Annotated in this window: 18 protein-coding genes; 5 read left to right on the top strand and 13 right to left on the bottom strand. The window is 70.8% G+C overall.

Translation table 11 applies throughout. The features are described from left to right. Positions 1 to 39: 39 nt before the first annotated feature. Both YWY_RS0118380 and YWY_RS22800 read right to left on the bottom strand, forming a co-directional pair. The gene (locus YWY_RS0118380) at positions 40 to 1,053 is read right to left on the bottom strand and encodes a cytochrome d ubiquinol oxidase subunit II (protein WP_028848816.1); all 1,014 of its coding nucleotides are present in this window, start codon (positions 1,051 to 1,053) and stop codon (positions 40 to 42) included. Continuing rightward, the gene (locus YWY_RS22800) at positions 1,050 to 2,372 is read right to left on the bottom strand and encodes a cytochrome ubiquinol oxidase subunit I (RefSeq protein WP_051310412.1); all 1,323 of its coding nucleotides are present in this window, start codon (positions 2,370 to 2,372) and stop codon (positions 1,050 to 1,052) included. The genes YWY_RS0118380 and YWY_RS22800 overlap by 4 nt, the downstream gene beginning before the upstream one ends. A gap of 55 nt (positions 2,373 to 2,427) precedes the next feature. On the opposite strand from YWY_RS22800, the gene YWY_RS0118390 reads away from it, so the two are divergent. Beyond that, positions 2,428 to 2,769 carry a BlaI/MecI/CopY family transcriptional regulator gene (locus YWY_RS0118390; protein ID WP_028848817.1) on the top strand — a complete coding sequence of 114 codons (342 nt, stop codon included), beginning with the start codon at positions 2,428 to 2,430 and terminating at the stop codon, positions 2,767 to 2,769. Further along, positions 2,766 to 3,650, top strand: coding sequence for a M56 family metallopeptidase (locus YWY_RS0118395; RefSeq protein ID WP_028848818.1), 885 nt, complete (start codon positions 2,766 to 2,768; stop codon positions 3,648 to 3,650). The genes YWY_RS0118390 and YWY_RS0118395 overlap by 4 nt, the downstream gene beginning before the upstream one ends. Before the next feature lie 95 nt (positions 3,651 to 3,745). Here YWY_RS0118395 and YWY_RS0118400 read toward each other — a convergent pair whose 3' ends face one another. From YWY_RS0118400 to YWY_RS22810, 7 genes are read right to left on the bottom strand one after another with little or no spacing between them, the layout of a single operon-like run. Next, the gene (locus YWY_RS0118400; protein WP_028848819.1) at positions 3,746 to 5,137 is read right to left on the bottom strand and encodes a cryptochrome/photolyase family protein; all 1,392 of its coding nucleotides are present in this window, start codon (positions 5,135 to 5,137) and stop codon (positions 3,746 to 3,748) included. Beyond that, entirely contained in the window at positions 5,124 to 5,339 is a 216-nt protein-coding gene (locus YWY_RS24950; RefSeq protein WP_342665127.1) for a hypothetical protein, read from the bottom strand. Before YWY_RS24950 ends, YWY_RS0118400 begins: the two co-directional genes overlap by 14 nt. Next, entirely contained in the window at positions 5,336 to 5,743 is a 408-nt protein-coding gene (locus tag YWY_RS24955) for a flavodoxin family protein (RefSeq protein ID WP_342665128.1), read from the bottom strand. The genes YWY_RS24950 and YWY_RS24955 overlap by 4 nt, the downstream gene beginning before the upstream one ends. 46 nt (positions 5,744 to 5,789) lie before the next feature. After that, positions 5,790 to 6,413, bottom strand: a complete 624-nt coding sequence (locus YWY_RS0118410) for a P-loop nucleotide/nucleoside kinase family protein (protein WP_028848820.1) — start codon at positions 6,411 to 6,413, stop codon at positions 5,790 to 5,792. A gap of 3 nt (positions 6,414 to 6,416) precedes the next feature. Next, entirely contained in the window at positions 6,417 to 6,761 is a 345-nt protein-coding gene (locus YWY_RS0118415; protein WP_028848821.1) for a TFIIB-type zinc ribbon-containing protein, read from the bottom strand. 25 nt (positions 6,762 to 6,786) lie between these two features. Beyond that, positions 6,787 to 7,440 carry a response regulator gene (locus YWY_RS0118420; protein ID WP_028848822.1) on the bottom strand — a complete coding sequence of 218 codons (654 nt, stop codon included), beginning with the start codon at positions 7,438 to 7,440 and terminating at the stop codon, positions 6,787 to 6,789. Then, positions 7,437 to 8,060, bottom strand: coding sequence for a sensor histidine kinase (locus YWY_RS22810; protein ID WP_245566722.1), 624 nt, complete (start codon positions 8,058 to 8,060; stop codon positions 7,437 to 7,439). Before YWY_RS22810 ends, YWY_RS0118420 begins: the two co-directional genes overlap by 4 nt. Before the next feature lie 199 nt (positions 8,061 to 8,259). On the opposite strand from YWY_RS22810, the gene YWY_RS0118430 reads away from it, so the two are divergent. Next, positions 8,260 to 8,841, top strand: a complete 582-nt coding sequence (locus tag YWY_RS0118430; RefSeq protein WP_028848823.1) for a DUF5134 domain-containing protein — start codon at positions 8,260 to 8,262, stop codon at positions 8,839 to 8,841. 9 nt (positions 8,842 to 8,850) lie between these two features. Here YWY_RS0118430 and YWY_RS0118435 read toward each other — a convergent pair whose 3' ends face one another. Together YWY_RS0118435 and YWY_RS23445 are read right to left on the bottom strand one after the other, a co-directional pair. Next, positions 8,851 to 9,429 carry a dihydrofolate reductase family protein gene (locus tag YWY_RS0118435; protein WP_028848824.1) on the bottom strand — a complete coding sequence of 193 codons (579 nt, stop codon included), beginning with the start codon at positions 9,427 to 9,429 and terminating at the stop codon, positions 8,851 to 8,853. A gap of 76 nt (positions 9,430 to 9,505) precedes the next feature. Further along, positions 9,506 to 10,048, bottom strand: coding sequence for a sigma-70 family RNA polymerase sigma factor (locus YWY_RS23445; RefSeq protein ID WP_051310414.1), 543 nt, complete (start codon positions 10,046 to 10,048; stop codon positions 9,506 to 9,508). Between the two features lie 176 nt (positions 10,049 to 10,224). On the opposite strand from YWY_RS23445, the gene YWY_RS0118445 reads away from it, so the two are divergent. Further along, positions 10,225 to 10,815, top strand: a complete 591-nt coding sequence (locus YWY_RS0118445; RefSeq protein WP_245566723.1) for a GNAT family N-acetyltransferase — start codon at positions 10,225 to 10,227, stop codon at positions 10,813 to 10,815. A gap of 7 nt (positions 10,816 to 10,822) precedes the next feature. On the opposite strand, the gene YWY_RS0118450 is transcribed toward YWY_RS0118445, so the two are convergent. Further along, positions 10,823 to 11,014 carry a ferredoxin gene (locus YWY_RS0118450; RefSeq protein WP_028848826.1) on the bottom strand — a complete coding sequence of 64 codons (192 nt, stop codon included), beginning with the start codon at positions 11,012 to 11,014 and terminating at the stop codon, positions 10,823 to 10,825. Between the two features lie 209 nt (positions 11,015 to 11,223). On the opposite strand from YWY_RS0118450, the gene YWY_RS23450 reads away from it, so the two are divergent. Then, a complete protein-coding gene (locus YWY_RS23450; RefSeq protein WP_028848827.1) occupies positions 11,224 to 12,150 on the top strand; it encodes a hypothetical protein in 927 nt (308 codons plus the stop codon). 7 nt (positions 12,151 to 12,157) lie between these two features. Here the strand turns inward: YWY_RS23450 and YWY_RS0118460 are convergent, their stop codons facing one another. Further along, a complete protein-coding gene (locus YWY_RS0118460; RefSeq protein ID WP_211227663.1) occupies positions 12,158 to 12,841 on the bottom strand; it encodes a CPBP family intramembrane glutamic endopeptidase in 684 nt (227 codons plus the stop codon). Positions 12,842 to 12,852 lie beyond the last annotated feature (11 nt).

The following is a 12,852-nucleotide window of genomic DNA, read 5'->3' on the forward strand; positions in this document are numbered from 1 at the left end:
CCCGCCCACTCGTTCACGCGGACTACCGTGTCCGCGGCCTCATCGGCCCGCCACGGTGTTCCGATCCGTGGCCCTCGCTTCGGCCGTCGTTCGCGGCGCGCGCAGCACGCGGATCATGTACCAATAGCTGGGCAGCACGATCATCAGCCCGCAGATCAGGATGCCCAGGATCAGGCTCGCGGTGCCCTCACTGGCCACGCGCAGCGGAACCTCGCCCGGCAGCACCCACGGTTGCATGGCCAGGGCCCACCCACCGAGCAGGGCGGCGGGCGCACCGGCGGCCGCCACCCGCGCCAGCTGGTAGTGCCCGCGCCTGACCAGTTCCAGGGCGAGCGCCCCGCACACCACGCTGATCGCCATGGCGGGCAGCGACAGCTGCCGGGCGAACCACGCAGGCAGCAGCGGCAACGCCGCCAGAGCCAGGCCACCGGCGATCACCCCGGTGACCAAGGCCCGTACCCGCAGGCGGTTCACCAGTTCCTCGTCGCCTTCCCGGTCGGCGTCGGCGGTCAGGTAGACCGCGGCCAGGAAACCGCACGCCGCCACCGCCAGCAGCCCGCTCACCAGCGGCAGCGGCGCCAGGAACGGTGCGAGGAAGCCCGCCGACCCGTCGGCGCGCACCCTGCCGGTGGTGATCCCACCGGCCGCAGCGCCGAAGGCGAACGGCGTGACCAGCGAGGACACCGCGAAGATCCGGGCCCACAGCCCGGTGCCACGGACCGGCCTGCCCCCGTACGGCGCGCCGTACTGGCGGAACGCGAACGCGGCACCGCGCAGCACGATGCCCAGCAGCGCGATCGACAACGGGCCGGTCAGTGACCGCGACAGCGCGGCGAACGCCTCGGGGAAGCCGGAGAACAACGCGATGGCCACGAAGATCAGCCACACGTGGTTCGCCTCCCACACCGGCGCCATGGACCGCACCACGAGCTCGCGTTGCCGCCGCTGCCGGGACAGGTCCCACAACCCGGCGCCGAAGTCCGCGCCGCCGAGCACCGCGTAGGCGGTCAGCCCGACGAGGACCAGCAATCCCAGGCCTTCGGTCACCGTCATGCCGCACTCCGTTCCATCTCGACGGGCGCCGGATCGGTCGGCCGCGGCCCCTGGGCGATGCGCCGCAGGATCGCGACCAGCGCGACCGACAGCGCCAGGTAGACCGCGATCGTCACGTACAGGTAGATGGCTAGCCCGGTCTGGCTGGTCAGCGCGTCAGCGGTGCGCATCACCTGGAAGACGATCCACGGCTGCCGCCCGACCTCGGTGACGATCCAGCCCGCGATCAGCGCCACGAACGGCGCAGGCCCGGCGGCCGCGAGCGCGAGCAGGAATCGCCGGTCGTCGGTGGGATGACCGCCGCGCCGCCGGTCGCGGCGATACCGCCACGCCGCGTAGGCCGCGAGCGCGATCAACGCGACACCGATGCCGACCATGACCTGGAAGGCCAGGTGGGTGATGCCCGCGGGGGGCCGATCGGCCGCCGGAATGGCGTCCAGCCCGGTGATCCGCGCGTCCGGGTCGAACCGCAGCATCAGCGACAGCAGCTTGGGAATCTCGAACGGCCCGAACGAGAAGGCCGCACCGTCCTGGGTGACCTCGACACCCTCCATCGCCGCGAACTTGGCCGGCTGCTCGTCGGCCACCACCCTGGTCGCCCAGTCACCGACCAGCGCCTGCGGCACCGCAAGGCTCAGCCCGAGCGTCGCGCCCGCCGCCAGCCCTCGGCGGTGGTAGCCGTCCCGCTTCGCCGGGTCCCGCAGCATGGCGGTGGCGTACACCGCGGCGACCGCCAGCCCGGTGCACATGAATGCCGCCAGCAGCATGTGCGTCAGCTGGGTTCCGGTCGTCGGGGTCAGAAACGGCCCGAGCGGTTCGGTGGAGATCAGCTCGCCGTCCGGGCCGCGGACCAGGCCGACCGGGCCGTTCATCCACGCATTGGCGGTGGTGACGAACAGCGCCGACGCCACTCCGGACAGCCCGATCGGGATCCCGCACAGCAGGTGCTTGCGCGGGCTGAGCCGGTCCCACCCGTACAGGTAGAGCGCCAGGAAGATCGCTTCCAGGAAGAACGCGAACGACTCCAGCGTGAACGACACCCCGAACGCCGAGCCGAAGCGTTCCATGAAGTGCGGCCACAGCAGGCCGAACTCGACCGACAGCACGGTCCCGGACACCGCGCCGACGGCGAACAGCACCGCCACCGCCTTGGACCAGCGGCGGGCGAGTGCGGTCCAGCGGACGTCCCCGGTGCGCAGTCCCCGCCACTCGGCCCAGAGCATCAGCCACGGCATGCCCACGCCGAGCACGGCGAACACGATGTGGAAGCCCAGGGACAACGCCATCTGCTCCCGGGCCGCGGTCAGGTCGTCGAGCATGACACCACCATACTTCTACATCACGTAGAATTTCTACGTGCTGTAGAATACAGGCATGCCACCCTTGCCCGATCTGGAACGTGCCGTGATGGACGTGCTGTGGTCCGCCGATCGCCCGCTGACCGCGCGGGACGTGCAGCAGGCGCTGTCCGATCGCGCGCTGGCCACCACCACCGTGCTCACCGTGCTCGGCAGGCTGGAGCGCAAAGGACTGGTGAGCCGCGCCAAAGCGGGCAGGGCGTACCAGTACCGGCCGCGGTCGAGCAGGGAGGAACACATCGCCGAGTTGATGCGGGACGTGCTGGACGCGGCACCGGATCGCGCCGCTGCGCTGGCCAGCTTCCTCGGCACCGTTCCGCCTGACGACCGCAAGACGCTGCGCGACCTGTTGCGATGACGTGGGCCTGGCCGGTGCTGCTGGTGCTCGGGGTGGCACTGGCCGATCCGGTGAGCCGCTGGCTCGCCGCAGCGTGCTGGACGCACCGGGACCCGGTCGGAGCGCTGTTGCTGTGGCAGGCGGTCGGGCTCGCCGGTGGCCTGGCGCTGCTGGGCGCGGGAGTCACGGCCGCGCTGGCGCCGCTGGGCGACGGCCTGTGGGACGCCGCCGGAGCGGTACTGGACGGACGGCTGGCGGAGCTGGACGCCTGGCGGTGGGTCGTACTGGCGATCACCGTCGTAATCGCCGCTCGATTGCTGGGCGTGCTCGCGGTCGTCGGAGTGCGGACCTTGCGTGCGCGCCGGAGGCATCGCGGCCTGCTCGACGTGCTGGCGACGCCGTGGCCTGCGGTCCCCGGCGCGCTGGTGCTGGATCACCCGGTTCCGGTGGCCTACTGCCTGCCGGGGCCGAAGTCCCGGGTCGTGGTCAGCCGGGGCGCTTTGACCACGCTCGAGCGCACGGAGTTGTCCGCGGTGCTCGCGCACGAGCAGGCTCACCTGCGTGAGCGGCACGATCTGGTGGTGCTGCCGTTCGTCGCGTGGGGTGCGACCGTTCGCGGCGTGCCCGGGTTGACTGCCGCGCAGCGCGCAGTGGCGGCATTGATCGAGATGCGGGCGGATGACGTGGCCGCCAGGGAAGTGGGCGACGAGGCGCTCGGAAGAGCCTTGCAGGCTGTGAGCGGCGGAGCCCACGGCGCCACGCACACCGTGTTCACCGCGGCCACCGAGCAGCGGCTGGCCCGGGTGCACGACCGCCCACCGCCGCTACCGCTGGCAGCGCGCGTCGCGGTCAGGCTTGCGGCGCTGCTGCTCCTCGCGGTGCCGACCGCGCTGCTGCTGTAGGCGAGCAGCGGACGGTGATCGTGGAGCCGATTCAGCCTACGCATCCCCCTCGCGCCGTTGCCTCGAGCCGTCCCCGGCGCGCCCACCACGAACGATCAGCCGCGTGCCGCTTTGACCAGGTCGTAGGCGGCCAGCGCTTCCTGACGTTCTTCAGCGTGGTCCACCATCGGCGCGGGATAGTCCCCGGCTTCGCCCCGAGACAGCTTCCACGGCTGGTGAACGGCCTTGCCAGGCACATGGGCCAGCTCGGGTACCCAGGTCCGTACGTAGTCGCCGTCGGGGTCGAAACGTTCCCCCTGCGTGGTCGGGTTGAAGATCCGGAAGTAGGGCGCCGCGTCGGTGCCGCAGCCGGCGACCCACTGCCAGTTGTGCTGGTTGGACGCCAGGTCGCCGTCGACGAGCAGGCGCATGAAGTGCCTGGCTCCCCACCGCCACGGCAGGTGCAGATCCTTGACCAGGAACGATGCGGTGACCATCCGGATCCGGTTGGGCAGCCATCCTTCGGCTTTCAGCTGGCGCATGCCCGCGTCCACGATCGGGAAGCCGGTCCGCCCGTCGCACCAGGCCGCGAAGGCACGCTCGGCAGCTACGCCTGACGCCGTCGGGAGGACGTCGAAGGCCTTGTCGTAATTCCTCCGCGCCGTCTCCGGGCGGTGGAAGAGCACGTCCGCGTAGAACTCGCGCCAAGCGAGCTCGCTGCGGTAGGCGGCCACGCCTGCTCGGCGTCCGTCGGACAGGTCGGCGAGCATCGTGCGCGGGTGGATACACCCGAACTTCAGGTACGGCGACATCTGGGAGCTGCCCACAGGCTGCGGACGGTTGCGCTCCGATCCGTAGTCCGCCAGCTGATCATCGACGAAGGACCGCCACGCCCGCAGCGCTGCTCGCTCACCGGGCTCGGGGAGCCGGGCCGGTGAGTCCGCCGATGGCACGTCGGCACGCTCGACGCCGACGTCGGCCGGATCGATCCACCGCAGGGTGCCGGCACCCGTTTGCGCAGGGTGCGGCCACCCGTGGTCGAGCCAGGCACGACGAAACGGGGTGAACACCTTGAATCGCTCGCCGTTGCCGGTGTGCACGCGGCCAGGAGCCACGGCATACGGAGATCCCGTGGAGACGAGCTCGACACCTCGGGCGTTCAAGGCTTCGCTCACCTGCTGGTCGCGCCGTGTGCCGTACGGGCCGTAGTCCGCGGCGACATGAACGGAACCGGCATTCACAGCGGATGCCACCTGGGGGACGACCTGCGCGGGTTCACCACGCACGATCAGCAGCCGGCCGCGCAGCGATTCGCCGAGTTCGCGCAAGCAGCCGTACAGGAACGCCGTCCGGGCCGTTCCTGACGGCCCCAGCAACACCGGATCGAGCACGAAGACCGCAAGGGCTCGCGATGCGCGTTCCGCTGCCGCGATCAACATCGGCTGGTCGGCCAGCCGTAGATCGCGACGGAACCAGACGACGGCCGTCCGGTGGTCAGCCGGCGGCACGTTTCAGCGCCGAGGCGGCGTCGACGACCCGGCGAGCCGTGAGCGCCGCGCTGGCGAGCGCCTTCTCGTCCGGAGGGATCTCACCGTTCTGGCTGGTGTGCGAGCCACCGTAGGGGTTGCCCTGCACGAACTGGTCGTCCTCGGTATAGCCGGGGGTGACCACGATGCCGCCCCAGTGGTAGATGACGTTGAACAGCGTCAACAGCGTGCTCTCGTGGCCGCCGTGCTCGTGCCCGTGGTGACGAAACCGCCGAAGACCTTGTCGGTCAGCTTGCCCGACTGCCACAGCCCACCCGTGGTGTCGATGAACTGCTTGAGCTGCGCGGCCACGTTGCCGAAGCGGGTCGGCGTGCCGAACAGGACGCCGTCGGCCCACTCCAGATCGTCCAGCGTCGCTTCCGGGACGTCGGAAACCTGCTCGAGGTGTTCGGCCCAGTCCTCGTTGGCCTCGATCGCTTCCTGCGGCGCAAGTTCCGGCACCCGCCGCAACCGCGTCTGGGCCCCGGCCTTTTCCGCACCGTCGGCAGCGGCCTTGGCCATCTCGTGCGTCGTCCCGGTGGCGCTGTAGTAGATGACCGCCACGCAGACGTCGTTGGTTGCGTTCACACCCGCGGCTACCCGGCCGGGCGGCCGCACGAAACAGCAGGTCGGGTCACAGCCGTGCCAGCACCCACTCCCTGGCGATCCGCAGCGTCTCGGCGACCGGCCGGTGAGTGGTGTCCACCAGCTCCACCGGCGGCTCGAGCGACGCCGCGGATTCGCTCAGCCACCGGGCGAACCGCAGCATCTCGGCGATGCGTTCCTCGTCGTCCCATGCGCGCCACTTGGGGCGAGCCCGCAGCCGCGCGGCGAGGACGTCCGGTTCTGCTGTCAGGGCCAGATAGTGCACCGCGGAGAACAGCGCCCGTTCCGGGCGCGGCTCGAGCTCGGGCGGAACCACGGTGCCGCACAGCACCACCGGGCGGCCCGACTGGTGGATCATCGCCGCCAACCGCAGCCATGCCGACCGGAAGCGCGGGTGCCCGTCCTCGTGGTCGCGCAGGCCGGCGGTCCACAGCACGTCCTGTTCCAGCACCACGACCTTGTCGCCGAGCGCGCGTGCCAGCAGCGGCCCGATGGTCGACTTGCCGCCCGCGCTCGGCCCGGTCAGCGCGAACAACGGGAGACGCAGAAACGGGCGCTGGTGACCGCAATACCCGCAGAGCAGCAGCGTGCCGCGTACGTCGGGCCGCTCGGTGCGCTCGCCGCACCGCGAGCAGATCAGCGGGTCGAGCACGTGTCAGTCGAACAGTTCCTCGAGGAAACTGCGGGCGCGGCGGCGCTTGTGGTGCCGGTAGCCGTACGGGCGCGGCGAATCCGGGTAGTAGCCGCCGTGGTAGGGCCGGGGGCTGTCCGGGTAGTAGGGCGAGTGCTGCTGGTGACGGGGCGGCGGGGGCGGGGCCGTGCCCGGACCGTCCGGTGTGTACGGCGGCGGAGCCGCCGAGTAGTACGCGGCCTCGGCCGCGGCGATCTGCTCGAGCTCCCCTCTGTCCAGGAAGACGCCCTTGCAGCCTTCGCATTGCTCGATGTGCACACCGTTCTTGTCGACGGTCCGCATCAGGTTCTGGCACTTGGGACAGATCACGATCACCAGCGTACTGACTGCCTGATCAGCCGGTCAGCCCCGATTGGTAGGCCACCACGACCAGCTGGGCCCGGTCTCGTGCGCCGAGCTTGGTCATGGCTCTGCCCACGTGGGTGCGGACCGTCGCCGGGCTGATGACCAGCCGGTCGGCGATCTCGTCGTTGCTCAGTCCCTCGCCGACCAGGCCGACGATCTCCTTTTCCCGCTCGGTCAAGGTGTCCAGCAGCGGATGCGGGTTGCGTGGCCGCCGCTGCTGCTCGACGAACGTGCTGATCAAGGTGCGGGTGACGCTCGGAGACAACAGCGCCCCGCCGTCCGCCACGGTGTGGACGGCCCGCAGCAGGTCGGCGGGCGGGGTGTCCTTGAGCAGGAATCCGCTGGCGCCGTGGCGGAGCGCCTCGAAGACGTACTCGTCGATCTCGAAGGTGGTCAGCACGATGATCCGGGTGCCTGCCAGCTCGGGGTCCGCGGTGATGCGGCGAGTGGCTTCCAGGCCGTCGATGCCGGGCATGCGGATGTCCATCAGCACGACGTCCGGCCGCAGCCGGCGCACCGCGGCGACGGCGGCCGTGCCGTCGGCTGCTTCCCCGGCGAACTCCAGCCCGTCCTCGCTCTCGATCAGCGCGCGCAGCCCCAGCCTGACCAGCTCCTGATCGTCGGCGACCAGCACGGACGTCATGCCTTCCCTCCCGTCGGCAGGCTGGCCCGGACCGTGAAGCGGCCGTCCGGGGTGCGTCCGGCGAAGAACTCGCCACCCACCGAGCCGACCCGTTCGGCCATGCCCCGGATGCCGAATCCCGTTCCGTCGCCGGTGTGGTCCCCTGCGTCCGGATTGGACACCTCGATGACCACTGCGTCGGGGTCGTACCGCAAGCGCACAGTGGCGATCTTCTGCTCGCTGTGCCGCAGGACGTTGGTCAGCGACTCCTGCACCAGCCGATAGCCTGCGACGTCGACCGCGTCCGGCAGCTCACGCCGCGTGCCGGTGGTTTCCACTTCGACCCGCAGGCCGGCCTCGGTCATCCGGCGGCGCAGGTCGTCCAGCCGGTCCAGGCCCGGCGTGGGCGCGCGGTCGGTGTCCTTCCGGCGCACCACGGCCAGCGTGCTGCGCACCTCGCTCAGCGCCTCGGTGGCCGTCCTGCTGATCGCCTGCAGTGATCGCTGTGCCTGGTCCGGGTCCCGGTCGAGCAGGTGGAGGGCCACGTCGGCCTGCATCTTGATCGCGGCCAGCCCGTGCCCGACCACGTCGTGTACTTCCTGGGCGATCCGGAGCCGTTCCCCGGCGACCCGCTCGCGCACCGCCTCCGCCTGCTCGCGATCACGCGCTTCCCGCTGCAGCCGCGCGTCCGCTCAGGAACGGATATCCGCGTACGTCAGATTGCGTAGGCCCCTCTGTCGTCGCGGGGTCACGCGCCCGTGTCAACCGCAGTGCCAACACTCTGCGTAGTCACACGGTTGCGGGCTGACAACGGCGCTTCGCCGGTGCACGGTCAAGATCATGGACGCACCTGTCGCCGTGCTGTGGGTGTGGTCGGTGTTCTTCGCGATCATGGCGGCGTCGTCGGCGTATCGGCTGGCACTCGCCGGCGACCTTGCCGGTCGTCGGGCCGGGATCGACCGCGTGGACGAGGCCGCCGACCTGCTCATGTGCCTGGGCATGCTGGCCATGGTCAGCCCGCTCGGCGGGCCGGTTCCGCTGGCCGGGTGGCGGGCGATCTTCGTGGCCGCGGCGGTTGCGCTCGGCGCCGCGTGGTGGCGGCGCCGGCGGAGCCTGTCCGGCAGCACGCGATGCGGTCACCACGCGGTGATGGCCGCAGCCATGGCGTACATGCTCATCGCCGTGCCGCACGACGATCATTCCGCGGATCCGTGGCTGACCATGTCGGGACACGGCGGCTCACTGGAACACTGGCCGCTCGCCGTTGCGGCGCTGGCGTACTGCGCGGTGGACATCGCGGTCGGCGTTCCGCGCGTGCTGCGGGCGCCCGCGGGGCAAGGCATCGGGGGCGAACGGGCGAGGGCGGTCAGCAGGGTCGCCGGCAGCGCCGGGATGGGCGCGATGCTCGCCGTGATGATGTGACGGACGTCGTCACGCACGCCGGTAGGTCAGCAGCACCAGCCCGCTGCCGAACGAGCGGGTGCCGGCCAACGTGAAGCCGAGCTTGTCGAACGGCCCGTCGAACAGCGGGATGCCCGAGCCGAGTGCCACCGGGTTGAGCTTGATCACCAGCTCGTCGATCTCGTGCCGCAGCGTGTACGCCAGCTTGCCGCCCCCGCACAACCAGATGCCCATGCCGTCCCGCTGCTTGAGTTCGCGCACGGTCGCCACCGGGTCGGTGCGCACCAGATGCACGTCGGGATCCGGCGCCTCGGTCATGGTGGTGGAGAAGACGTAGTGCTCCAGGTGCCGGTAGGCGTTGGTGACCCCGAAGTCGAGGCCGATCTGATACGAGTTGCGGCCTTCCAGCACGGTGTCGAAATTCTTGTTCTCCGGGTGGAAATTCAGCTGTTCGCGCACATGGGTCGGCACGACCTCGGGAAAAGCCTCGAGCAGCGGCTGCATGTGATCGCCGTCGACGGCGAAGATCGAGCCGGTGGGATCGCCGCCGTCCGGGCCGGTGATGTAACCGTCGATGCTCGACGCGACTAGGTAGGTCAGGGTACGCACGTGGCCTCCGCAAGACAGGTTGACGGTCCCGCCGTCAACGTAGCCGCGGCCGCCGGGGGTGTCGAACGGATTTCGGTCACGGCGCCGGGTCGGTGATGCCCTCCGCGGCCAGCAGGACACGCAGCCGGTTCAGGCATCGGCGGCGGAGCGGGCCGACGCTGTCGATGGCCACGTCGAGCAGCTCGGCGATGGCGCGGTAGCCGAGGTCGGGGCGGGTGGCCATGATCCCCGCCAGGAGCCGGTCGCGCCGGTCGAGTCGGGCCACGGCGCGCCGCACGGCTCGGCGCTGCTCGGCCGCCGTGGCGTGGTGGGCGGGGCCTGCGGTGTCGATCAGCGCCTGCTCCACCGCGGCCTGGTCGGCACGCTCGGCGCCGGAGTCGAGCCGGCGGCGCAGGGCACGCCGCGATGCCGTGGTGCGCAGCCAGGCGGCCGTGCGTTCCTGGTCCGCGATCCGATGCCGGTGCAGCAGGTACAGCATCCAGACGTCCTGCAGGATGTCGTCGCAATCCTGCGGGCCCACCGCGAAGCGACGCACGTGGTCCCGCAATTGCGGGGTCAACGTGGCGACCAGCGCGGTCAGCCGGTCGGCGGCCGGTTGGGGGTGGTGGGTAGGTGACACGGCCGGTGCGACGAGCCGTGCCGCGGTGAACGTTCCTGGCGGGGCCGCCGGTTCAGTCGTCGGTGATCGATTGGCGCCGCCCGGGTGATGGCGCGGCGCCGGTTGCCGGGCCTGCGCCTACGACAAACGGGTTTCCGGTGTCACTATTTTGGCGACATGAGTGCTCGAGCGTTCCGGTGGAACAAGCCGCGCACGGCGGCGGGCTGGCCGGTCGTGCGGGGAGGCAGCTGATGCTGCGGGTGGCCACCCGGGCGGACATCCCGCGCATCGCCGCATTGGCGGAAAGGTCGGTGCTGGATCTGTTCCCCCGGTTCTACGACGCCGAACAGACGGCGAGCGCGGCGGTGCACATCGCACAGGTCGATCCGCAGCTGATCGACGACGGCACCTACTACGTCTACGACGCCGGTGGCGAGATCGTCGCGTGCGGCGGGTGGAGCAGGCGCGCCAAGCTGTTCACCGGCCGCGGCAGCCGCGCCGACGACAAACGCCTGCTCGACCCGCGTACCGAATCGGCCCGCATCCGGGCGATGTTCGTGCGATCGGACTGGACTCGCCGCGGGCTCGGCAGGGCGATCCTGGAAGCGTCCCGCAAAGCAGCGGCCGACGAGGGTTTCCGCACGCTGATCCTGATGGCCACGCTGCCGGGCGAGCCGCTGTACCGGGCGTACGGCTTCCGCGAGCTGGAACGATCCGTCATCACCATGCCGGACGGCGTACGGATCGAAGGCGTGCTCATGGACCGCTCCGTCGACCCGCCGAGCTGACCGGCGCTCAGTCCACCAGGCGCAGCGCCTGCGTCGGGCACTGGTCGACGGCGTCGATCAGGTCCTCGCGGTCGGCCTCGGTGAAGTCGGTGGTCACCAGGTGGACCAGGCCGTCGTCGCCGACCTGGAAGATGTCGTCGCGGATGCTTTCGCAGATGCCGTGACCGGTGCACACGTCGGTGTCGATGACGATTTTCACGAATCCTTCTCCATCACGACGTTTCCTGGCGGGCTTCGGCGGTCGTTGTCGTCACGCTACCGAGGCTGACCCGAACGTGCAGGAAACGACGAAAGGCTCTGCGGAGACCCCCGGATGTGCGTCACGATAGGGGTGGGTCCCGGTGACATGTCGGGGCAGCACGGTGACCCGAGCAGAGGGGCGACATGCGGGCGCGTGGATTTCGCCGGATGGCGAACGCTGTGGCGGTGGCGGGCGGCCTCGCCGTGAGCGTAGGAGTGCTCGGGGTCGCGCTGTGGAGCGGTGCAGCGGGCGCCGGCTGGGACGGTGTCCCATCGGCGCCGTGTGGCAGCCCGGGCCCGACGGTGTCGGAGTCGTCGGCGCCCAGCTCGGAGCCGACGACGACCGAAGCCCCGTCGGCGACCACGCCGACCACGCCCACGTCGGAGAGCAGCGAGCCGCCGGGCGAGTCTCCGTCGTCCTCGCCGCCGTGCGAGTCCTCCACGGCGCCGGTTCCCGGATCACCCACGACGACGGAAACCACGGAGACGAGCTCGCCACCGACGACATCGACGTCCACCGAGCCCACGGGTTCCACCGAGCCCACCGAGCCCCCAGAGTCCACGGAGTCCACGGAACCGTCGGCGAGTGCGGACGAGCCACCCTCGGCCGGCCCGGGGGTCCGGTCCTCCGGATCCACCGGGGGCGCGGCCGCCGAGCAGCGCTCCGGTGCCGGATCGGACACGTCGCCGGGGTCCGCTCGGCAAGGATCGGCGCGTCGGCACCACGTTCCGCAGCAGGCGCCGGGTGACCTGCCCGCGCCGCCGGAACCGCTGACGCACATCCCGCCGCCGGAGCTGTCCGATCCGCTCGGCACCGGCTGGCCGGATCGGGGCGAGGTCCCCGGTTTCGACGGCCTTCCCGGCGATCTGCCTCAGGTGGACGTGCCGGAGCAGGCGTCGCCCATCCCGGACTTGGGCCTGGCCGGGCCGGACGACCCGGTCGCGCACCGGGCGGATTCACCGGGCCAGGCGCACGCCCTGCCACCGAAGAAGCCGCAGCCGCGTGCGCCGGAGCTCATCGCGGTCGGGCTGCTGGCGGTCATGGTCGGCGTCCTGGCCAGGATGCTGGCCCCGCGGCCGGGCGGCAAGCGGTGACGGCCGGTCAGCCCGCGCCGTGGTAGACGAACTGCCCCAGCCCGACGGTGAAGATCATCAGGCCGTACAGGCCGTGTTCGATCGAGACGGCCAGCAGTGACCGGCTGCGCTGGTAGCGGTAGGCGAACAGCAGCCCGCCGATGGTGGTGGCGACGACCGCGAACCAGTTGCTGAAGATGATGTGCGCGAACCCGAAGGCCGCCGCGCTGGCCAGAATCATCCCCGGCCCGGTGCCGAACACGTGGCGATACCGGTGGAACAGGAACGCGCGGAAGATCAGCTCCTGCGGATAGGCGCTGAACACCGGGTAGGCGATCGCCACGAGTGCCCATCTGGCCGGGTCGCTGCGCGGGAAGCCGAAGAGGTCTTCCGGCAGCAGCAGCGCGACGCAGATCAGCGCGACGACGGTGGCGGCCGCCCACAGGCCGAGAATCGACGGCACATGCTCGCGCACCGCAGGAAGCCGGATCAGGTCCTCCCGGTCGAAGCCCGGCTGCCGGTACAGGTAGGTCGCGCAGCCCACGCCGAGCACGACCAGAAACGGAATAGGGCTGACTCCGTCGGCCACGGTGTCGAATACCGCGATGACGCCGAAGAACAGGACGGCGTATTCCAGCAGCAGATAGACGCGTTTGCCGACGGGGACCTGTTCGACGGCCGATGATGCCGGTGCCGCGGTTGTTTCTGCCACGTTGGTGAACT

Origin of the sequence: Thermocrispum agreste DSM 44070 (assembly GCF_000427905.1) — a bacterium.
GTDB classification, from domain to species: Bacteria; Actinomycetota; Actinomycetes; order Mycobacteriales; family Pseudonocardiaceae; genus Thermocrispum; species Thermocrispum agreste.